This is a genomic window from Pseudomonas sp. GL-RE-29, assembly GCF_019947275.1.
GTDB lineage: Bacteria > Pseudomonadota > Gammaproteobacteria > Pseudomonadales > Pseudomonadaceae > Aquipseudomonas > Aquipseudomonas fluorescens_A.
In genome coordinates, this window is the sequence record NZ_JAGYGD010000023.1 from 70,175 (window position 1) to 93,115 (window position 22,941).

General features: G+C 62.9%; 2 protein-coding genes. Both read right to left on the reverse strand.

The features are described from left to right. Positions 1–107: 107 nt before the first annotated feature. Positions 108–11,870 carry a non-ribosomal peptide synthase/polyketide synthase gene (locus tag KGB21_RS19335; protein WP_223506388.1) on the reverse strand — a complete coding sequence of 3,921 codons (11,763 nt, stop codon included), beginning with the start codon at positions 11,868–11,870 and terminating at the stop codon, positions 108–110. Beyond that, positions 11,870–22,864, reverse strand: a complete 10,995-nt coding sequence (locus tag KGB21_RS19340; protein WP_223506389.1) for a non-ribosomal peptide synthetase — start codon at positions 22,862–22,864, stop codon at positions 11,870–11,872. The genes KGB21_RS19335 and KGB21_RS19340 overlap by 1 nt, the downstream gene beginning before the upstream one ends. Positions 22,865–22,941: the final 77 nt, after the last annotated feature.

Consider the following 22,941-nt stretch of genomic DNA (forward strand, 5'->3'; position numbering starts at 1 on the left):
AACGAGAATCCCGTGGCGAGGGAGCTTGCTCCCGCTGGGCTGCGAAGCGGCCCCAAAAGAGGGATTGCTGCGCAATCCAGCGGGAGCAAGCTCCCTCGCCACAATTTTTATGCATTGACCATGCGGCGTTCCAACAAGGCTTCCAACTGATCCAGCAACTCATCACGCCGCAGCAATTCGTAATGCCCGCCCCCCAACAACCGATCAACGCCGTGGCTGCCGACCTGAGCTTCGAACACTCGACGCTCATCATCACGCCCGGCCACCCACCAACGATGCGCCGCGACCTGAGTCTTCGGCAGTTGCCGTTGCGCCAGGGCCAGCTGTTTGAGCGCTGAACCGGTGGCAAAGATCTGCGTCAGCTCACTCGCCCCCAACGCCGCGTGGTCATTGGAACCGTGCATGGCCGCCTCAATCACCGCAGCGGCACCGTCGCGCTCGTTCAGGCCTGTGGCCTTCAAGGCAATCAATGCCTGTGCTTCTTCAGACGGATGACCGAGGACAAACTTCAGGAAGTCCGCCAAATCTTCGCGCCAGTCCCCCGCTTCCGCCGTGCCGGCCACATAGCTGTCGACCAGTCCGGCAAACGCGACGGTCTGGCCCTGGCTTTCCAGTTCATGGGCGACCAGTTGCGTCAACGCGCCACCCAACGACCAGCCGAGCAGGTAATACGGCCCTTCAGGCTGCTGCGCGCGAATCCGCTGCGCGTAGGCCTGAGCCATGGCCAGCAGTGATTGATCCTGCCACTGCGGATCGAGCAGCATCCGGCATTGCAAACCGTAAACCGTGCGCCGTCCTTCCAGACGCCGGGCCAGCGGTTCGTAGTCAAACACCGTGCCGAAACCGGCGTGCAGGCAAAACAGCGCCGGCGCGTTCGCAACCCGGCCATTCAACGCCAGCAGCGGGTCCGGCGCTTTCGCCGCTTCCATCGCCTGATAGCCACTGAGTTCGGCAATGCAGGGTTTCTGCATCAGGTCGCGCAGTTTTAATTCGAAGCCGAGCTGCGGCTGGCTGCGCACCCGCGAGATGACTTTGAGCACCTGCAACGAGTCGCCGCCGAGTTCGAAGAAGTTGTCGTCGATGCCCACTTGCGGCACGCCGAGCACCTCTTGCCAGATCGCAGTCAACGCAGTTTCCAGTGCATTGCGCGGCGCGCGATAACCGCCTAGTGCCCATTCCGGCTCCGGCAGCGCACGACGATCGAGTTTGCCGTTGGCCGACAGCGGGAAGCGTTCCAGCACCAGGATTCGCGCCGGCACCATGTAATCCGGCAGTTGTGCTTGCAGCTCGGATTTCAAGCGGCGATCAACCTCGATGGCACCAGCGGCCACCACATAACCGACCAATTGCTTGCCGGTCGGCGTGTCATGCACCACCACCGCGGCGTCCTGCACACCGGCGCAGTCGCGCAGGCGCGCTTCGATTTCACCCAGTTCGATGCGGAAACCACGGATCTTCACTTGCTGGTCGAGACGCCCCAGGTAGTCGATCAAACCGCATTCACGCTGGCGCACCAGGTCGCCGGTGCGGTACATGCGGCCACCGGCCTCGAACGGATCGGGAATGAACCGTTCGGCGCTCATACCCGGACGCTGGTGATACCCACGGGCCAGGCATTCGCCACCCAGGTACAACTCGCCGCTGACACCGACCGGCAAGGGATTGAGGTCGGCATCCAGCACGTACAAGCCGCGCCCCGCTACGCCACGGCCAATCGGCGCATAAGCGGCGTCGCAGGTTTCGCTGGACTCGGCACGCCACAACAGCGGCGTGACCACGGTTTCGGTCGGGCCGTAACCGTTGACCAGTCGCTGCGGACGCAAGGTGCGTTTGACCTGTTCGAAACTGGCCTCCGGCACCGCATCGCCGCCAAAGCAATACACCTCGACCGCCGGCGGATTGCCCAGGCGCTCGGCCACTTCCGCCATCTGTTGCAGATATGCCGGCGGGAAACACGCCACGGTGACGCAGTGACGATGCAGCACTTGCAGGGTCTGTTCCGGGGTCCACAGGCTGTCATCGCGGATCACCAGACTGCCGCCGGCCAGCATTACGCTCAACCAGCGTTCCTGGGCACCGTCGAAGGCGAACGACATGAAGTGCAGTTCGCGGCTACGTGGCGCCAATTCATAGAGGTCGATAATGCCGCGGCAATGCCGGGTAATCGGACCGCGCGCCACGGCCACGCCTTTCGGCTGGCCCGTGGAACCGGAGGTGTAGATGAGGTACGCCAGATGATCCGCCAATGGCTGGATCACCGGGCACTGGGCGTTATCAGCCATGCTCAACTGATCGAGCACCAGGCGGGGCACGCTGTCGGCCAGGGTCAGGCGCTCGCCCAAATCGCTGTCGCAGATCAACAGGCTGGCAGCCGAATCGCTGAGCATGTAAGCCAGGCGCTCAGCCGGATAAGCCAGGTCCAGCGGCAGATACGCCGCGCCAGCTTTAAGTACCGCGAGGAACGCAACAATGGTCCGCTCGGAACGCGGCAGCGCCACCGCCACCAGACTTTCCGCGCCGATGCCGCGCGCGACCAGCTGCTGCGCCAGTCCATTGGCCTGCACTTCCAGCTGTGCATAACTGACGTCCCGGTCCTCACAGAACAAGGCGATTTTCTGCGGTTGCGTGCGCACATGTTGATTGAAGCTATGGAGCAAATCGCTGCTGTCTTCTGAAGGCTGCGGCAGGCTGACCTGCGCCTCGGGCAAACCAATGTTGCCGAGCAGACAAGCCGCGTCCTGCGGCAACGCACGCAGCAAGCCTTCGAGTTGCGCACGAATCCGCTGCACTTCCACTTCACTGAATCGGTCACGCAGGAACAGGTACTCGACCTCCAGACCTTCGTCGTTGGCGCTGACCATCAAGTCCATCGGGAAGTTGGTCACCCCGCCGCTGCCGACTTCGGCAAAGCGCAGCTCACCTTCCTCGCCACCGCGCAAGGCACGGTCCACCGGATGGTTTTCGAAGACGATGATGCTGTCGAACAAGCCCTGTCCACCCTGCCCGGCCCAGCGCTGGATGTCCGAGAGTGGCGTGTGCTCATAGTCACGGACCATCAGGTTGTAATCCTGCAACTCGCGCAACCACTCGCCCAACGGCTGTTGCGGGTCAAGGGTCTGGATCACCGGCAAGGTGTTGATGAACAGGCCCAGCATGTCCTGCGCACCGGCAAGCCCGGTGGGGCGCCCGGCCACCGTGGCGCCAAACGCGACGCTGCGCTGACCACTGTGGCGTTGCAGCAGTAACAGCCAGGCGCCTTGCACCAGGGTGTTGAGGGTGATGCGTTGACGCTTGGCGAAGCTGTGCAGTTTGCGTGTCGCCTCGCTGTCGAGGTTGCTGTACATCACGCCGTGGCCGGAACCTGCGGCGCCTGACGCTTTGGCCAGAATGGTAGGTGCTTCGAGCAAGGGCAGTCGCTCGCGCCAAAACCCTTCCGCCTGCGCACCGTCCTGACGTTGCAGCCAGGCGATGTAGTCGGCATAGCGACCGGTCAGGGCCGGCAGGCTGTCGTGGTGGTACAGGCGCAGCATGTCGCCCAGCAAACGCGAAGCACTCCAGCCGTCCAGCAACAGGTGATGGTAGATCCAGATCATCTGGTAGCGATCTTCGCCCAGACGCACCAGCACAAAGCGCATCAGCGGCGGGCAGCTCAGGTCGAAACCCTTGAGCTGCTCGGCAGCCGCCAATTCGTTCAATGCCTGCTCGGTGTCACTGCGGTCACGCCAGTCGAACTCTTCGATCGGCAACTCCACCGCGGCGAACACCGCTTGCAGCGGATCAGCCAGACCATCGCGCCAGCGGAACGCCGCGCGCAGCACTTCATGGCGCTCGATCAACGCTTGCCACGCCGCGCGGAAACGCGGTACCTGCAAACCTTCCACCGCCACGCTCAACTGGTTGACGTAGGGATTGAGCTCCGGTGAATCGAGGCAGTGGAACAACATGCCCTGCTGCATCGGCGACAGCGGATAGAGGTCTTGCAGACCCTCGCGGGCGGCGACGTCGATGTGCGGCACCAGCGAAAAAGCCTCGACTTTCGGCGCTTCGATCAGCGCAGCTTCACGGCTGCTCGCCACAGCGGCCAAGGCACGAATGGTTTGCTGCTCGAACAGTTGCTTCGGACTGAACACCAATCCGCGCTGCCCGGCGCGACTCACCGCTTGCAGGGAAATGATCGAGTCACCACCCAGCTCAAAGAAGTTCTCGGTGACACCCACCGACTCCAGCCCCAGCAGTTCCTGCCAAATCTCCACCAACAACGCTTCGGCGGGCGACGCGGCGGCCACTTGATCGAGGTTCTGACGAGTCGCTTCCGGCGCTGGCAGGCCCTGACGATCCAGCTTGCCGTTCGGCGTCAGCGGCAATGCAGCCAGGCACATCAAGTGCGCCGGCAACATGTGCGCCGGAAGACGGCTGCGCAGGTGCGCCGTCAGCGCGTCACGTAACGCCTGCTCATCAGCCAGCGGATCGCGCGGCACCACATAACCGACCAACTGCCGGCTCACCGGGCCGTCGCGATCGATCACAAAGGCTTCACGCACGCCTTCGTGTTCCATCAGGCAGGCCTCGATTTCGCCAAGTTCAATGCGGAAACCGCGAATCTTCACTTGCTGGTCGATACGACCGAGGTACTCGACGACGCCGTCGGCACGGAACCGCGCGAGGTCGCCGCTGCGATACAAACGCGCACCGGGTACGAACGGATCCGGCACAAAACGCTCAGCGGTCAGGTCCGGACGCTGGTGGTAACCACGGGCGACACCCTCGCCGCCCAGGTACAACTCACCCGCCACGCCGACCGGCAACGGCTGCAAACCGCCGTCCAGAATATAGGCGCTGCGGTTGCCGACCGGCCGGCCAATCGGCATGAACGCAGAGTCGAATTCGGTCTCCGGATACGCCAGCCAGATCAGCGGCGTGATCACGGTTTCGGTCGGGCCATAGCCGTTGATCAGGCGCTTGGGTTGCAAGACTTGCTGCACCTCATCGAACGCATGCTTGGCCATACCTTCACCGCACGGCGTGTAGGAACGGATCGGCAGATCACGCCCCGCTTCGCCCATGAAATCGGCGATCTGCGCCAGGTAGCTCGGGGTGAAGCAGGCGATGGTGATGCCGTGCTTTTCGATCTCGAAGCAGGTGCGCTCCACGCTCCACAATTCATCGTCGCGGGGCATCACCGCCGAACCGAATACCAACGGCGTCAACCAGCGCTCGTGGGCGCCGTCGAAGCTGATCGAGGCGAATTGCAGCTCGCGATCATCCGGGGTCATGCCGTACAACTCGCCAATCGACAGGCAATGCATGGCCAGCGGACCGTGGGCCACGCTGACGCCTTTGGGCCGGCCGGTGGAGCCCGAGGTGTAGATCAGATAAGCGAGGTTTTCCCCGCAAGTCAGATTGAGCGGATTGCTGTCCGCCATCGACGCCAGCGGTTCACGGTCGATTTCCAGCACCGCCAACCCTTCCGGCAACGGCAGTTTTTCCCGCAACCACGATTGGCTGATCAGCAGTGAGATTCCGCTGTCTTCCATCAGATAACGCAGGCGTTCGGCTGGATAGGCCGGGTCCAGCGGCACGTAGGCACCGCCAGCCTTGAGGATCGCCAGCAAGCCGATGATCATTTCTGGCGAACGCTGCATCGCCAGGCCGACCCGCACTTCCGGACCGATGCCCAGTGCGCGAAGGCGATGGGCCAGTTGGTTGGCGCGGCGGTTGAGTTGGTCGAAGCTCAGTTCCAGGTCGTTGAAGATCAGCGCCGTGGCGTCCGGTCGGATGACGGCCTGGGCTTCGATCAACTGATGCACGCACAGCGGGTTTTGCGTCGTGGTGAACGGTGGGTTCCATTCCAGCAATTGCTGCGCACGTTCCGGTGCGGTCAGCAGGTCCAGTTCACTCAAGGCCGCCTGTGGCGCGGCCACCATCGCCGTCAGCAACGCCGCCAGATGTTCGCTCATGCGCGCAATGGCTTCGCCGCTAAAGTGAGCACACTGGTAGCTCCAGTTGATACTGAGCTGGCTTTCAGCGGTGGCCGCCAGGGTCAACGGAAAGTTAGTGCGTTCATGGTTTTGCGGGATCGAGAAGCTCAACCCGGCCGGCGCGCCCCGCTGTAACGCTTCGGCCACGGGGAAGTTTTCGAACACCAGCAGGCTGTCGAACAGCGGTTCACCGGCACGCCCGGCCCAGCGCTGGATATCCCGCAGCGCGGTGAATTCGTGTTCGCGCAGTTCCAGGTTCTGCGCCTGCAAACGGCTCAACCATTGCTCGACGCTTTCAATAGCGTCCGGGCTGCTGATCACCGGCAAGGTGTTGATGAACAGACCGAGCTGACTTTCGGCCCCCGGCAAATCCACCGGACGCCCCGCCACTGTCGCGCCAAACGCCACGCTGCGTTGACCGCTGTAGCGTTGCAACAGCAGTGCCCAGGCACCTTGGACTAACGTGTTGAGCGTCACTTTTTGCTGGCGGGCAAAGTCGCTGAAGCGTTGGCTGGTGGCGACGTCGAAGGTCTGGCGGTGGTCGGCAAACGCCTCGTTCGAGCGGTTTTTGCTGTCGCCATGGGCGAGGCTCTGGGCCAACAGCGTCGGGTTGTCCAGCGTCGCCAGTTGCTCGCGCCAGAAGATCTCGTCGGCGTGGGCATCCTGGCGTTGCAGCCAACCGATGTAGTCGGCGAAACACCCGGTCGGCGCCGGAACCTCTTGCCCGGCATAACGTTGCAGGACTTCGCTCAACAGCAGCGAGTTGCTCCAGCCATCGAGCAACAGGTGATGGTGGGTGTAGATCAGTTGCTGACGCTCGTCATCCAGGCGCACCAGGGTCAGGCGCATCAGCGGCGCTTTAGTCGAATCCAGTTGCAGACGTTCGCTGTCGATCAGTTGCGCCAGTGCGTGTGCCTGATCGTCGCGACCACGCCAGTCGAGGCAGGTCATCGGCAATTGCAGGTGACGATGGACCAATTGCACCGGCGCTTCGAAACCTTCCGGGAAGTGGAAGCTGCTACGCAGGATCGCGTGGCTGTCGAGTACCGCTTGCCAGGCGCGGCCCAGGCGTTCGGCGTCGAGACCGCGAGCCTCGACGCTGAGTTGGTTCACATAGGCGCCGGAGTCAGTCTCATACAGGCTGTGGAACAACAGACCGGCCTGCATCGGCGACAGCGGATACAGATCCTCGATCTGCGCCGGTGGCACTGGCAGGCCGTCGAGTTGAGCTTGAGTCAGTCGGGCCAGCGGGAAGTCCGCCGGGGTCACACCGCCCGCGCCGTCGCTCAGGCAATGCTCGATCAACGCCAGCAACTCGGCGCGGAAGTCAGAAGCCAGGGCTTCGATGTCAGGCCGGTCGAAGCATTCGCGGCTGAAGGTCCAGTCGAGTTTCAGTTCGCCGCCATAGACCTGGCCGTCCACCGACAGCCAGTTCGGCAACGGCGCGTCTGCCGATTGCGCGGCGCCGCTGGATTCCTTCGCGGGCGTGAACAAGGCGTCTGCGGTGAAGCTCTGATCGAACTGGCCCAGATAGTTGAACGTCACTCGCGCCTGAGGGAGCGCGGCCAACGCCGCTTGGGTCTGGGTGTCGCCCATGTAGCGCAACAGGCCATAGCCCAGGCCTTTGCCGGGGATTTCGCGCAGTTGTTGTTTGATGGCCTTGATCGAACCGGCGAAGTCGGCGGTCGGTGTCAGGCGCACCGGGAACAGGCTGGAGAACCAGCCAACGGTACGGGTCAGGTCGATGTCATCGAACAACTCTTCACGACCGTGGCCTTCGAGCTGGATCAGTGCCGATTCGCTACCGGTCCAGCGGCTGAGGGTGCGGGCCAATGCGGTCAGCAGCAGGTCGTTGACCTGGGTGCGATAGATCGCCGGCGCCTGTTGCAGCAATTGGCGGGTCTGTTCGCGATCCAGACCGATGCTGACGCCTTGGCGCAGATGCCCGGCCTGACTCGCTTGCGGGTTGGCCGCCGGCAGCGAATCGCTGGCGCCGGCCAGTTGCGCTTGCCACCAGCTCAGTTCGTCGGCGGCGGTAGCGGAGCGTGCGTAGGTATCGAGTTTGTCCGCCCAAGCCTGGAAGGCGCTGGTTTTCGGCGGCAGTTCTTCACCCTGATACGCGGCCTGCAAATCTTCCAGCAGCACGCGCCACGAAACACCGTCCACCGCCAAGTGGTGGATCACCAGCAGCAAACGCTGCGAGCCATCGGCCTGAGCGATCAACGCCACGCGCAACAACGGCCCGTCTTGCAGACTGAGGCTGCGCTGAGCTTCATCACACACCGATTCCAGCGAGGCTTCGTTGGCCACGCGAGCGGTCCAGAGCATGTCGATGACATCGGCACTGTCCGCCCCGACATACCGCGCCGACCATTGCCCATCAACCTGACTGAAGCGCAAGCGCAACGCGTCGTGCTGTTTGAGCACACGTTGCAGCGCCGATTGCAGACGCGGCAAATCGAGAGTTTCCCGTGGTGTCAGCAACACCGCCTGGTTCCAGTGGGCGCGTTGCGGGATCGGCTCGTCGAAGAACCAGCGCTGGATCGGCGTGAGCTTCTGCACGCCGTCCACCGGCCCCTGTTGCGCCAGCGGTGCCGCTTGCTCTTTGACCACCGCAGCCAGTGCTTGCAAGGTCTGCTGCTGGAACAGGTCACGCGGTTGCAGGCTCAACCCGGCGCGACGGGCACGGCTGACCACCTGAATGGAAATGATCGAGTCGCCGCCCAGTTCGAAGAAGTTGTCCTGGCGCCCAACCTGCACCACACCCAACACGTCCTGCCAGATCTGCGCCAGCACCTGTTCGTGTTCGCTGCGCGGCGCTTCGAAGGCGCGCTGGCTGATCTGTGCGGTCGGCGCCGGCAGGCGTTTGCGCTCGAGTTTGCCGTTGGGGCTCAGGGGCATTTGCTCGATCAGCACGGTCTGCGCCGGCACCATGTAATCGGGCAGGCTGCCGAGCAAATGGCTCTTCAGGGTTTCACGCCATGCGCCTTGCTGCTCGGCATCGGCGCCGATCAATGCACGGTCCTGCGGCACGATGTAGGCCACCAGTTGTTTGCCACCCGGGCCGTCGAGGGCCAGCACCACGGCTTCCTGCACCTCGGCATGTTCTTGCAGACGCGCTTCGATTTCCCCCAGTTCGATGCGCAAGCCGCGAATCTTCACTTGATGGTCGATGCGTCCGCAGTAGTCGATGGCGCCATCGGCGCGGTAGCGCGCCAGGTCACCGGTGCGGTACAGACGCTCGCCGCTGCCGAACGGGTCGACCACGAATCGCTCGGCAGTTAGCGCGCCACGACGGTGGTAACCACGGGCCAGGCCGACGCCGCCGAGGTACAACTCACCCACCGCGCCCAGCGGCAACGGTTGCAGTTCGCTGTCGAGGATGCAGGTGCGCAGGTTGGCGATCGGGCGACCGATCGGCACGCTGTCGCGGCCCTCTTCGACGCAGGTCCAATGGGTAACGTCGATGGCCGCTTCGGTCGGGCCGTAGAGGTTGTAGAGATTGGCTTGCGGCAGACTGCGCAGGGTCTGGCGTTGCAGCTCCATTGGCAGTGCTTCACCACTACAAATGATCCGCGTCAGCGAGGTGCAGGCCAGCGCTTCGTCAGCGCCGATGAACGCCAAGAGCATCGATGGCACGAAGTGCAGCGTCGTGATCGCCTGCTCGACGATCAGCGCGGCGAGGCGTTGCGGATCACGATGTTCACCAGGCGCGGCGATGACCAGGGTTGCGCCCTTCATCAACGGCCAGAAAAACTCCCACACCGATACGTCGAAACTGAACGGTGTCTTTTGCAGCACGCGGTCCGTGGGCAGCAAGTTGTAGGCTTGCTGCATCCACTCCAGACGGTTATGCAGCGCCACATGGCGGTTGCCCGCGCCCTTGGGTTTACCGGTGGAGCCGGAGGTGTAGATCACGTAGGCGAGGTTTTCTGCGACCGCAACGTTTGGCAGGTCGGTGCCCGGCAGATCGTTCAGCCAATCGACGTCACGGTGCAAGCACAAGGTGCGCACGTGGTCCGGGGTCGGCAACTGGGCGAGCAGGTGCTCCTGGGTCAGCAACAGCGAAATGCCGCTGTCTTCGATCATGTAGCTCAGGCGATCGAGCGGGTATTCCGGGTCCAGCGGCACGTAGGCGCCACCGGCCTTGAGGATGGCCAGCAGGCCGGCGACCATTTCAAACGAACGGTCGCAGGCAATGCCGACGATCACTTCCGGGCCGACACCCTGGGCGCGCAAATGATGGGCCAGGCGGTTGGCGCGCTGGTTCAGTTCGGCATAGCTCAGGCGCTTGCCCTTGAACACCAGTGCCGTGGCCTCAGGATTTTCAATCACCCGCTCTTCGAAATGCCGCTGCACGCAGACTTCGCCCGGATAGCGCGTGGCGGTGTTGTTGAGGTCGTCGAGGATGCGCAGGCACTCGTCGGCATCCAGCAGCGGCAATTCGGCCAGCGGGGTTTGCGGGTTTGCCAGTATTCCGGCCAGCAGGTTGCGCCAATGTTTAGCGAGCAGCTCGATACGCTCGGCGTCGAACAAATCGGTGGCGTAGGTCAGGCTGGCGAACAGTTTTTCGCCCTCTTCCTGGGTATCCAGTTGCAGGTCGTATTGGGTGGTGTGCGCCGTGGCGTTCAACGCTTCAACACGAAGGCCCGCCAACAAACCGCTGACCGCGGCGGGTTTGGCCTGCTGATGGTTGAACATCACCTGGAACAACGGGCTGTGGCTCAGGCTGCGCTCGCCTTGCAACGCCTGCACCAGACGCTCGAACGGCAGGTCCTGATAATCCTGGGCATCCAGCGAAGCGGCGCGGGTTTGCTCAAGCAACTGACTGAACGGCAGACGCCCGTCCAGATGGGCACGCATCACCTGGGTGTTCACGAAGAAGCCAATCAGTCCACGGGTTTCGGCGCGATTGCGATTGCCGATGGGCACGCCGATGCGCAGGTCGGACTGGCCGCTGTAGCGATAGAGCAAGGCCTGAAAGCTCGCCAGCAACAGCATGAACGGTGTGACGCCGTGCTGTTTGGCCAGGCTCATCAAGCCGCTGGCAACGTTGGCATCAAGGGCGAAATCCAGACGCGCACCGCGCTGGCTCGGTTGTGCCGGACGCGGGCGATCTGTCGGCAACTCCAGCAGCGTTTGTTCGCTGCCGAGTTTGTCGCGCCACCAGTTGAGTTGACGCTCCAGCTCCCCCGCTTCCATCCAGCGACGTTGCCACGCGGCGTAGTCCGAATACTGGATCGGCAGCGCTTCCAGCGCCGCGCTCTGCCCTTGGCAATGAGCGGCGTAGAGCCGGGAAAATTCTTCCACCAGCACGCCCATCGACCAGCCGTCGGTGACGATGTGATGCAGGGTCAGCACCAGCACATGGTCCTCGTTGTCCAGTTGCAACAGGCTGACGCGCAACAGCGGGCCGTGCTGCAGATCGAACGGCCGGGCGATTTCCTGCTCGACTTTTCTCATCGCCAGTTCGAGGCGCTGCGCCTCGGGCTCGTCGCGTAAATCATGCTGCTCGATCGACAGCGTGGTGAACGTCGCCAAGGTCTGCATGACTTGGCCGTCGTCCTCGACGAAACGGCTACGCAAACTCTGATGCCTCTCCAGCAATACATCGAAACTTTGCTGCAATGCCGCGACATTCAGCGGCCCGTGCAGACGCAGGGCAGCAGGAATGTTGTAGGCGCTGCTCTGCGGATCGAGCTGCCAGAGAAACCATTGGCGTTGCTGCGCGTAAGACAACTCGAAACTCGCGTGCGACTCGGCGGCGGGCGGGATCGGCAGTTGGCCGAAGCTCACGCCCTGCTCTTGCATTTTTGTCAGAAACTCGCGGCGCTTGTCGGCAGGCAGGCCGGCGAAGCGGGTGGCGATACGCATGGCGGTGCTGTGTTCCATCAGTTGATCTCCATCTCGTCGAGAAGCGACTCAAGCGCATCCAGACGTGCATCGTTGTCAGTCGGGGCGTGTTGCCCGGCCATGGCGGCGTAAGCCTGAAGGTCGGTGGATTCGAACAGCGCACGCAGCGGCAGCTCGATGCCCAAATCCAGTTCCACGCGGGCACTGGCCTGGGCGGCGAGCAACGAGTGCCCGCCCAATTCGAAGAAGTTGTCGCGCCGGCCGATCTGCGCCACGCCCAGCACGTCGGACCAGATCGCTGCCAGTTTCTGTTCGAGGTCGCCTTCAGGGGCTTCGAACGGGCGTTGCCAATTTTCGGCATCCGGCAGCGGCAAGGCCTTGCGGTCGAGCTTGCCGTTGCTGGTCAGCGGCAATTCGTCGAGCAGCAGCCAATGGCTCGGCACCATGTAATCCGGCAAGTCGACCTTGAGCGCAGCACGCAGGTCGTCGCGCCAGCTGATCGGATCGTTTGGCGTTTGCTCGGCGACGAGGTAGGCGCACAACTGCGGCCCGCCATCGCCCGCGTGCACGCTCAGTGCCGCTTGGCGCACGCCCGGTTGCGCCAGCAGCGCGGCTTCGATTTCGCCCAGTTCGATGCGGAAGCCGCGGATCTTCACTTGTTGGTCGATGCGCCCGAGGTAGTCGATGCTGCCATCGGCACGCTGACGCGCCAGGTCGCCGCTGCGATAGAGGCGTTGCCCGGCATCGAACGGGCTCGGCACGAAACGCTCGGCGGTCAGGCCGAAGCGTCCGTGATAACCCCGTGCCAGGCCGGCACCGGCGATGTACAACTCGCCCGCCACACCCACCGGCACCGGTTGCAACTGGCTGTCGAGCAAATACCAGCGCAGGTCGCGGATCGGCAGGCCGATCGGGCTCTGCGCCTTGCCGTCGAGGTCGGCCAAACGGATCGCGCGGTAAGTCACGTGCACCGTGGTTTCGGTAATGCCATACATGTTGACCAGGGTCGGTTGCTGGTCGCCGAAGCGTTCGAACCATGGACGCAGGCTCGCCACTTCCAGCGCTTCGCCGCCGAAAATCACCTGACGCAGTGCCAGGTTTCGCGGGCTGGCACAGGCAATCGGCAACAACTGGCGGAACGCGGTCGGCGTCTGATTCAACACCGTCACGCCTTCATCGCAGAGCAAGCGGTGAAACGCCTGCGGCTCGCGGCTGATGTAATACGGCACGATCACCAGACGCCCGCCGGTGCACAGCGAACCGAACAGCTCCCACACCGAGAAATCGAAGGCGTAGGAATGGAACAGGGTCCAGACATCATCCGCGCCGAAGTGGAACTCGGCTGTCGTTGCAGTCAGCAGACGCCCGACGTTGCCATGGCTGAGCAACGCACCTTTTGGCCGACCGGTGGAACCGGAGGTGTAGATCACGTAGGCGAGGTTGTCCGGGGCCGCCTGCGCCGGCAGGTTGTCGCTGCTGTAGTCGTCCAGTTGCAACGACTCCAGGCTCAGTACCTGCACGCCGTCGCGGGCCGGCAAGCCGTCGATCAAATGTTGTTGGGTCAACAGCAGCGCAATGCCGCTGTCTTCGATCATGTAGCTCAAACGTTCGGCCGGGTATTGCGGATCGAGCGGCACATAAGCGCCTCCAGCCTTGAGAATCGCCAGCAAGCCGATCACCAGCGGCATGGCCCGTTCGGTGGCAATGCCAACCCGCACTTCCGGACCGACGCCCTGCTCACGCAGTTTGCGCGCCAGTCGGTTGGCCTGGGCGTTGAGCGCGGCGTAGCTCAGGTGCTCGCCTTCACAGGACAGGGCGATGGCGTCCGGGCGCTGCGCCGCTTGGACTTCGAACAGCTGATGCAAAGTTGGCGATTGCGGTTGCGCTTGAAATGACGGGTTCCAGTGCTGAATCAAGCCGTCGTATTCATGCGCTTGCAGCAACGGCAGTTCGGCAACGCGCTGCTGTGGATCGGCGACCACGGCGCGCAACAGGTTCAGCCACTGCTCGGCGAAACGCTGCATCGATGCTTCGTCGTACAGATCGGTGGCGTAGCTCAGGCTGGCGTCCAGTGCATCGCCTTGCTCCTGGGTGTCGAGCACCAGATCGAATTGCGCGGTGTGTTGCTGCCAGTGCAGGCGTTCGACCTGCAGGTCGGCGACAGCACGCTCGACGCTGCCACCCAACTGTTGCTGATGGTTGTAGAGCACCTGGAACAACGGGCTGTGATTGAGGCTGCGGTCCGGCTGCAAGGCATCGACCAATTGCTCGAACGGCAAGTCCTGATGGGCCTGTGCGCCCAATGCGACCTTTTTGACTTGCTGCAACAACGTGCTGAAGGACTGCTGCCCATCGATCTCGGCACGCAGCACCTGGGTGTTAATGAAAAAGCCGATCAGGCCTTCGGTTTCGAGGCGCGAACGCCCGGCACTTGGCACGCCGACGCTGATACTCGATTGACCGCTCTGGCGATGCAGCAGCGTCTGGAAACTCGCCAACAACAGCATGAACAGCGTCACTTGCTGTTCCTGGGCACGCTCACGCAAACCAGCCAGCAACTCACGGTCGACGTTCAATGCCAGTGTTACACCGCGCTGACTGCGGCGCGCCGGGCGGGTCAGTTCACTCGGCAATTCGAGTGGTGCCTGGCTGCCATTCAGTTGTTCGCGCCACCACGCCAGTTGCCGCGCGCCCTCGCCCGCTTCCAGCCAGTCACGCTGCCAACGGGCGTAGTCGCTGTAATTCACCGGCAAGCCATTCAGGTTTGCAGCGTTACCTGCTACTGCAGCCTGATACAACGCGCTGAACTCATCGACCATGACCTGCATCGACCAGCCATCGGCGGCGATGTGGTGCACGGTGAGCACCAGCACATGGTCCTCGGCGCTGATTTGCAGCAGCAACACGCGCCACAGCGGGCCGTTGCGCAGGTCGAACGGATGGGCGATTTCTTCCGCCACGGCGCTGTTGATCGATGACTCGGCGACTGACCGCTCGTTCAGTTGCAGCGCCATTTCGCCGTGAACCAATGGACGCGCCTGCTGACCATCCTGCTCGAAGGTCGTGCGCAGGGTTTCGTGGCGGGCCTGCAACTGCGTGAACGCTGCGCGCAGGGCTTCGCGGTTCAGCGTGCCCTTGAGACGCAGCGCCGCCGGAATGTTGTAGGCCGAACTCTGCGGATCGAGTTGCCAGAGAATCCACTGGCGCTGCTGGGCGTAGGACAGGACTCGCGGTTGATCGGCCGCCGCACGTTGCAGCTCCGGTTGGCCGCTGGTTTCGGCCAGCGCCGCACGCTCGGCAAATTGCGCCAGGTTCGCGGCGGAAAACAGGCTGCTCACGGACAGCTCAAGTTGTAATTGCTGACGCACCCGGGAGATCACTTGCAGCACCAGCAACGAGTGTCCGCCCAATTCGAAGAAATTGTCGTCGCGGCCCACTTGCTCGACCTGCAACACGCCTTGCCAGATCAGCGCCAGTTGCGCTTCCAGTCCTTCGGCCGGGGCCACGAAATCACGTTGTGCGTCTGCTACGGCACGGGGCAAGGCCCTGCGGTCGAGTTTGCCGTTGTTGTTCAGCGGCAGTTCGTCCAGCAGGATCAGGTGGCCTGGCACCATGTATTCCGGCAGCGACTCACGCAAAACGGATTTGAGACCTTCCACATATTCAGTCTGAGAATCCACCGCGCCGCTGGCCACGACATACGCCACCAGTTGCGTGCCGTCCTGGGCGATGACTGCCGCTTCGCGCACGTTCTCCCGCGCTTGCAGGCAGGCTTCGATTTCACCCATCTCGATGCGGAAACCGCGAATTTTCACTTGATGGTCGATCCGCCCGGCGTATTCCAGATTCCCATTGGTGTTGTAGCGCGCGAGGTCGCCGCTGCGGTACAGCCGCGCGCCTGGCTCGCGGGCGAACGGGTCCGGCAGGAAGCGTTCGGCAGTCAGCGCCGGACGGTCGAAATAACTTTGCGCCAGGCAGGCCGGGGCGCCGATGCACAGTTCGCCGACGCCCTCGTTCGGCAGCAATTGCCCGGCCGAATCCAGCACATACAAGGCGCGGCCAGGGATGCCCCGACCGATAGGAATGCCGAACGCGTCGCTGGCATCTCGCAGTTGGCATTCATGCACGCTGGACACCACGGTCGCCTCAGTCGGACCGTAGGTGTTGAGCAGTCGTACATGGCTCAAACCGGCCTGATGCCACAGGCGCAAACCTTCCACCGACATGGCTTCGCCACCGACGTGAACTTGGCGCAACTCGCCGAGGCTTTGCACCGCACCGCTGGCACACTCGCCGGCCAGCAGGAACCAGTAAGCGGCGGGCAAGTCTGCGACGGTGACGCCTTGATCGACGATTTCTGCGGCCAGTCGGCCCGCATCCCATAGGTCATCACCACGCATGATCAACGCGGCGCCGATGCACAACGCCGGGAAGCATTGCTCAACAAAGCCGTCGAAGCTGAAGGTTGCGAATTGCAGTACACGGTCGGCGGCTGACAACTTCGAGTAATCGGCGGCGCTCTGGCAGAACTCGCGCAGCGCGCCATGGGCGATGGCCACGCCTTTGGGTTGGCCGGTGGAACCGGAGGTGTAGATGATGTAGGCCAGGTGTTCGGCGACCGCATGGTTTTGCGGATTGTTGTCCGGGTAACTGGTGTTGTCGTTAAGGCTGAGCCGCGTCAGATTCGTCGGCAAAGGCATGTCGTCAAGCAAACCGGACTCGCACAGCAGCACATCGAGACGGCTGTCCTCGATCATGTAGGCCAGGCGTTCGGTCGGGTAATTCGGATCCAATGGCACATAGGCCGCGCCGCTTTTCAACACCGCGAGCAGGCTGACGATCAGTTGCGGGCCGCGACGCAGCGCCAGTCCGACACGTTTGCCGGGACCCGCACCGTTTTCGATCAAACGATGGGCGAGGCGGTTGGCCTCAGCATTCAACTGGCCGTAACTCAGCGACTGTCCGTCGACCTGCAACGCCAGTGCGTCCGGCGTGGCAGCGGCCTGAGCCGCGATTTGCTCGTGCACCAAAAGCGTTGTGGATAACTCAACCGGGGCCGGTTGGCTGATCGCAAGCACCGCGTTTTTGCCACCGAGCTCGAGTAATTCCAGGGAACCGAGTGCCGCATCTGGCGACGCCACCAATTGCGTCAGCAGATGCTGCAAATTGACCGACAACTGCGCGATCTGCGCGGCACTGAACCGCGCCGCGTCGTAGCTGAAATCCAGACCCAGACCTTCGCCCAGTTCAATGCCGAGTGTCAGCGGATAGTGCGTGCGCTCATGATTGTGCAGGTTGCTGAACGACAACCCGGCTGGCGCACCCTGCTTCAGCGCTTCGGCCACCGGGAAGTTTTCGAACACCAACAGGCTGTCGAACAGCGCAAAACTCCTCTTCTCAAATGCCTGCTGCCCCGCCCAACCCTGAATGTCGTACAGCGGCACGTGCTCGAACTCGCGCATGGCCAGGTTCAGGGCTTGCAACTCGCCGAGCCATTGGCTGACGGTCTGGTCCGGCTTCATCGCGCAGACCAGTGGCAGGGTGTTAATGAACAGGCCGAGCTGTTCCTCGATCCCCGGCAACGGTGCCGAACGCCCCGCGACGGTAGCGCCGAACACCACGCAATCCTGGCCGGTATAGCGTTGCAGCAACAGGCTCCACGCCGCTTGCAGCAAGGTGTTCAGGGTGACTTTCTGCTGACGGGCGAACTCGGCCAGACGCTGGGTCGTGCGACTGTCGAGGGCCACTCGATATTCCTCGCTACCCTCGGCGCCGACCGGTGGGCGCAAGGCTTCGGCCAGCAGCGTCGGTGCGTCCAACGGTGCCAGTGCGGTTCTCCAAAATTGCTCGCCCGCCGCTGCCGATTGCTTGTGCAACCAGCCCAGGTAATCGCGGTATTGCCCGGTCGGCGCCGGCAGCGGCTGGCCGGCGGCGTAGTGCTGGATCACTTCGGCGAGCAACTGCGCGTTGCTCCAGCCGTCCATCAGGATGTGATGGCTGGTGTAGATCAGGTGCCAGTCCTGGGAGCCTTTGCGGACCAGTTTCAAGCGGAACAGTGGCGCGCTGCCCAAGGCAAATCCTTCGGCACGTTCGGCGTCGGCCAGTGCGTCGGTGTCGGTGGCTTCAAGCACTTGCAGCGGTAACGTCACCTGACGGGCAATCGCCTGATGCGCGGTCTCGAGACCTTGCCAGTGAAAGCTGCTGCGCAGGCTGTCGTGACGCTCAAGCGCAAACTGCCAGGCCTTGGCGAAACGTTCCGGGTCGAGGTGATGAATGTCCAGGCGTAACTGGCTGATGTACGCGCCGACCTGCGGCTCATACAGGGTGTGGAACAACATGCCCTGCTGCATCGGCGACAGTGGATAGAGATCTTCGAGGTTCGCAACGGCAACCGGCAATGCATCGAGTTGTACCTGGTTGATGCGCGCCAGCGGGAAGTCTGATGGCGTGGCCTGTGGCGCCTCGAGTGCGCAGCAATGTTCGATCAGCGCGTTGAGTTCTTGCACGTAATCGTCGGCCAGACGCTGAATGGTCGCGGTGTCGAACATCTCGCGGCTGAACCCCCAACTCAGGGACAACTCGCCGCCGTAAACCTGGCCTTCGACCACCAGCCAGTTGCCCAGCGGTGCCGATGGATCCTGAGCCAAGCCGTTGCCTTCGGTGGACGGTGTGAACAAGGCGCCGTCGTCGAACTGCCGATCGAACTGCCCCAGATAGTTGAAGGTGATGCGCGGTTGCGGCAACGCGGCCAGTTCAGCGCGGGTTTGCGCAGTCCCGAGGTAACGCAGCGCGCCGTAGCCCAGGCCTTTGTCCGGCACGCTGCGCAGTTGCTCCTTGATGCTTTTGATCGAGTCGCCGACATCAGCCGCAGGCGTCAGGGTGACCGGGAACAGGCTGGTGAACCAACCCATGGTGCGGGTCAGGTCGATGTCATCGAACAGGTCTTCGCGGCCATGGCCTTCGAGCTGGATCAGCGAGCTGCCCTGCCCGCTCCAGCGGCAAACGGCGCGGGCCAATGCGGTCAGCAGCAGGTCGTTGACCTGGGTGCGATAGGCTGCCGGGGCTTGTTGCAGCAGCTTGCGGGTCTGTTCGGTGTCGAGTTTGAGTTCGAGTTTTTCCTCCAAGCGTTTTTCCAGCGCGCCGTTCGGACGCTCGCAGGGCAGATCTTTCGGTGCACCCTGCAATTGGGCCTGCCAATGACCGAGGCTGTTTTCAAACACTGGAAGGTGATCCTGCAAACGGGCAACCCAGTGCTGATAGCTGCTGGTTTTCGCCACCGCAACGCCACCGTTGTAGAACTGCTGAAGATCCTCCAGCAGCACGCGCCACGACACGCCATCCACTGCCAAATGGTGAACCACCAACAGCAAGCGCTCGCTGCCGTCGGCCATGGCAATAAACAGAGCGCGGATCAGCGGGCCGTTCTGAAGGTCGAGACTGCCCTGGGCTTCATCGCACAAGGCGTTGAGTTCTTCTACCGACTGCGCCTGACGCTGCCACAGCACCGAGTCGGTGGTCGGCGCCGCATAGGCTTGCTGCCAGCCGCTGGCGGTCTGCTGGTAACGCAGGCGCAAGCTGTCGTGGTGGGTCAACAGTTGCTCCAGGGCACGTTCCAGCGCCGCGCCGTTCAACGGCTCACGCGGCACCAGCAGCAGCGACTGGTTCCAGTGCTGACGTTGCGGGATCTCCTGTTCGAAGAACCACTGCTGCACGGGCGCCAATGCCACCGTTCCCACCGCCGGACCTTGGTCGATCAGTTGCTGCTCACCGCTACGAGCCGCTTGGGCAAGACTGCGGATAGTCTGGTGCTGGAACAGGTCCTTGGGGCTCAACACGATCCCGGCCTGGCGGGCGCGGCTGACCACTTGCATCGACACGATGGAGTCGCCGCCCAGCTCGAAGAAGTTGTCTTCGAGGCCGACGTTGTTGATGGCCAGCACGTCCTGCCAGATCGCCGCGAGGGACTTTTCCAGAACGCTGTGCGGTGCGATGTGTTCGCGCTTTTGCTGTGTGCCGTCAACGGCTGGCAAGGCCTTGCGGTCGAGCTTGCCGTTGGGGGTCAGCGGCAATTCTGCGAGGAACAGCAGGAACGCCGGGACCATGTAATCTGGCAGGTGCTGGCGCAACGCTGTTTTCAGGGATTCGCGCAGGGTTGCTTGCGCGTCGGTGTCGCCCAACAATGCCGGCTCGCTCGGCACGATATAGGCCACCAGTTGCTGACCATTGGCGCCGTCCTGGGCGAGTACAGCCAGTTCGCGCACAGCCTCTTGCTGCAACAGCCGCGCTTCGATTTCGCCCAGCTCGATACGGAAGCCGCGCACCTTGACCTGATGGTCGATGCGCCCGACGTATTGCAGCGTGCCGTCGACCTGATAACGGGTCAGGTCACCGGTGCGGTACAGGCGTTCGCCGTTGCTGGCGAACGGGTTGGGCACGTATTTTTCGGCGGTCAGACTCGGGCGCGCCAGGTAGCCGCGAGTGATGCCGGCGCCGCTCAGGTACAGCTCGGCGGAAACGCCTTGCGGTACGGGTTGCAGGTCGGCGTCGAGCAGATAGCTGGCGGTATGCTTCAGCGGGCGGCCGATGTTGGCGCGGCCCCCGGCTTCGCGGCGGGTCCAGGTCGAATAGGTGGTGTCTTCCGATGGGCCGTACAGGTCGTAGACGTGTTCGACGGTCGGCTGCTGGTACAGCGCCTCCACCAGGCTTTGTTTGAGCGGTTCACCGGCGAGGTTGATGATGCGTACGCTTGGCGGGATTTGCCCGTCCCGTTGCAAGGCGTTGATCGCCGACGGCACGGTGTTGATCAGGCGCACCTGATCTCGCGCCGGCAGTAGCGGCAACTCCAGGGCGTTGCGGGCGATGATCAGCGAGCCACCGTTGGCCAGGGTGACGAACAGCTCCCACACCGACAGGTCGAAGCACACCGAAGTCGAGGCCAACACACCCTGGATGTCGTCGCGCCTGTAGACCGATTTCGACCAGTCGATCAGCGCCAGCACGTTGCGGTGGGCGATGGCCACGCCCTTGGGCTTGCCGGTGGAGCCGGAGGTGTAGATGACGTAGGCCAGGTTATCCGGCGAGACGCGGGTGACAGGGGCGCTGGATGGGTGAGCGGCCAGCCACTCGGTGTCGTCCATCAGCAGCACTTGGGTGTCGGCGGTCACGTTCAATGTCGCGGCGACATCGTGTTCAGTCAGCAACACCAAAGTGCGGCTGTCTTCCAGCATGTAGGCGACGCGTTCGGCCGGGTAATCCGGGTCCAGCGGGACGTAAGCGCCACCGGCCTTGAGCACTGCCAGCAATGCCACAAGCAGATGTTCGGAACGCTGCATCGCCACGCCGACCCGGACTTCCGGGCCGACGCCGAGCTCGATCAGTTTGTGCGCCAGGCGATTGGCCTGCTGATCGAGTTCGTTGTAAGCGAGTTGCCGGGTGCCGAAGGTAACGGCCAGTGCGGTCGGGTTTGCGGCGACTTGTTGGGCAATCAATTGGTGAATGCACAAGTCCTGCGCGAAGCTTTCGTCAGCGCGATTCCACTCATGGACGATGCGCTGATATTCAGCCTGTTCCAGCAGTGGCAAATCGCTGATGCGCTGCTGCGAATCGTTGACCATGCCCTGCAACAGGTGCGTCCAGTGTTGCGCCATGCGTGTGATGGTCGCGGCGTCGAACAAGTCGTTGGCGTAAGTCAGCGCGGCGTGCAACTTGCCGCCCTTCTCGTAGGTATCGAGAGTCAGGTCGAACTGGGTGGTGCGTCCTTGCCACTCGATCACGCCTAACGCCAGGCCGGACTTTGTCGTGACGGTGGAAATGTCCGCCACTTGCGGCTGGTGGTTGTACATCACCTGGAACAGCGGTGTGTGGCTGAGGCTGCGTTCCAGTTTCAAGGCCTCGACCAGACGCTCGAACGGCAGATCCTGATGGGCCTGGGCGCCGAGCGCAGTCTCCTTGATGGAACGCAGGAGATCATAGACGCGTGTCTGGCCGTCAAGCTTCGTGCGCAGCACTTGGGTGTTGACGAAGAAGCCGATCAGCCCTTCGATTTCGGCGTGATTGCGGTTGGCGATGGGCACGCCGACGCGGATGTCGGTCTGCCCGGTGTAGCGATGCATCAGCACATTGAAGGCGCCGAGTAGCAGCATGAACAGGGTGACGTTGTGTTTCTGAGCGGTGCTTCGCAGGTACTCGGCCAGTTGCGGCTCGACGGCGAATTCGTAGCGCGTGCCGCGATAGCTGGGCATCGCCGGGCGCGGATGATCGGTGGGCAATTCCAGCACCGGATGCTCGTCACCCAGTTGCGCCTGCCAGTAGTCAAGTTGCCGTGCCTGCTCGCCGGCCTCCAGCCAGCGCCGCTGCCACAAGGCGTAGTCGCTGTACTGGATCGGCAATGGCGCGAGTTGCGGTTGTGCGCCGGCATCGAAGGCGTCGTAGCAGCGGATGAATTCATCGATCAGCACGTTCATCGACCAGCCATCGGACACGATGTGATGCAAGGTCAACAGCAGCACGTGCTCCTGATCGTCGAGCTTGAGCAAAGTGACGCGCAGCATCGGGCCGGTGCCCAGATCGAATGGCAAGACCGATTGCTGCTCGGCGGCCCGGGCCACGGCCTGCTCGCGCTCGGTGGCCGGCAAGGTGCTGAAATCCGTATGGGCGATCACCAGCGGCTCGGTGGCCGGAACTTGCAGAAGCGTATCGTCGCCTTGACGCTGGAAAACGGTGCGCAAGGTTTCATGACGCGCCACCAGGCTGGCAAACGCCTGCTCCAGCGCTGGCAGATTCAGGCGACCGGTCAACCGCACCGCGCCGGGCAGGTTATAGGCGCCGCTTTGCGGGTCCAGTTGCCAGAGAAACCACATGCGCTGCTGGGCGTACGACAGCGCCTGGCGATCCTCGGCGTCGACGCTGGCAGGAATCGGAAACCGGGCGAAATCAACGCCCTCCTTGTGCAAGGCCGTAAGGAACATCTGGCGCTTTTCCAGGGGCAACCCGATAAACCGGCGAGCAAGTTTCAAGGAGTCTTCAGCATTCATTTCTGGGTATCCGGATCAGTGGCGGGAAGCACAAAGGCACGTCGTCCCTATAAAACGAATGCAGACCGGAAAAATTA